Annotated in this window: 1 protein-coding gene; it reads left to right on the forward strand. The window is 64.3% G+C overall.

Annotation, left to right across the window (positions count from 1 at the left end; genetic code table 11):
* The first annotated feature begins 1 nt into the window (after position 1).
* Positions 2-1,177 carry an elongation factor Tu gene (gene tuf, locus VSX60_RS22310; protein WP_327626427.1) on the forward strand — a complete coding sequence of 392 codons (1,176 nt, stop codon included), beginning with the start codon at positions 2-4 and terminating at the stop codon, positions 1,175-1,177.
* The last annotated feature ends 25 nt before the right edge of the window (positions 1,178-1,202 follow it).

Here is a 1,202-nt window from a genome sequence, read left to right on the forward strand (position 1 = left end):
GATGGCCAAGAGCAAATTCGAGCGCAACAAGCCGCATGTGAACATCGGGACGATTGGTCACGTTGATCACGGCAAGACGTCGTTGACGGCGGCGATCACGAAGTATTTCGGCGAGTACCGTGCGTATGACCAGATCGACGCGGCGCCGGAGGAGAAGGCGCGCGGGATCACGATCTCGACGGCGCATGTGGAGTACGAGACGGAAGCGCGGCATTACGCGCATGTCGACTGCCCGGGCCACGCCGATTACGTGAAGAACATGATCACCGGTGCGGCGCAGATGGATGGCGCGATCCTGGTGGTTTCGGCGGCTGACGGCCCGATGCCGCAGACCCGCGAGCACATTCTTCTGGCGCGCCAGGTCGGCGTTCCGGCGGTCGTGGTGTTCCTGAACAAGGTCGACCAGGTCGACGACGAGGAGCTTCTGGAGCTGGTCGAGCTCGAGGTTCGCGAGCTGCTGTCGTCCTACGAGTTCCCGGGCGACGACATCCCGATCGTGAAGGGCTCGGCGCTGGCGGCTCTGGAAGATTCCAACAAGGAGATCGGCGAGGACGCGGTGCGGGCGCTGATGGCGGAAGTGGATCGCTACATTCCGACGCCGGCGCGTCCGATCGACCAGCCGTTCCTGATGCCGATCGAGGACGTGTTCTCGATCTCGGGTCGCGGCACGGTGGTGACGGGGCGTGTCGAGCGCGGCATCGTGAAGGTTGGCGAGGAAGTCGAGATCGTCGGCATCCGCGACACCAAGAAGACGACGGTGACGGGCGTGGAGATGTTCCGCAAGCTTCTGGACCAGGGCCAGGCGGGCGACAACATCGGCGCGCTGATCCGCGGCGTTGACCGCGAGGGCGTCGAGCGCGGCCAGGTTCTGTGCAAGCCGGGTTCGGTGAAGCCGCATACGCGGTTCATGGCCGAGGCCTACATCCTGACCAAGGAGGAGGGCGGTCGCCATACACCGTTCTTCACCAACTACCGGCCGCAGTTCTATTTCCGCACGACGGATGTGACCGGTGTGTGCACGCTTCCCGAGGGCACCGAGATGGTGATGCCGGGCGACAATGTGACGATGGACGTGACGCTGATCGTGCCGATCGCGATGGAAGAGAAGCTGCGCTTCGCCATCCGTGAAGGCGGCCGCACCGTCGGGGCCGGCATCGTCGCCAGCATCGTCGAATAAGATACGCGACAAGCGGGCGCGTTGC

This window comes from Aurantimonas sp. A3-2-R12 (assembly GCF_036016755.1).
Taxonomy (GTDB): Bacteria; Pseudomonadota; Alphaproteobacteria; order Rhizobiales; family Rhizobiaceae; genus Aurantimonas; species Aurantimonas coralicida_A.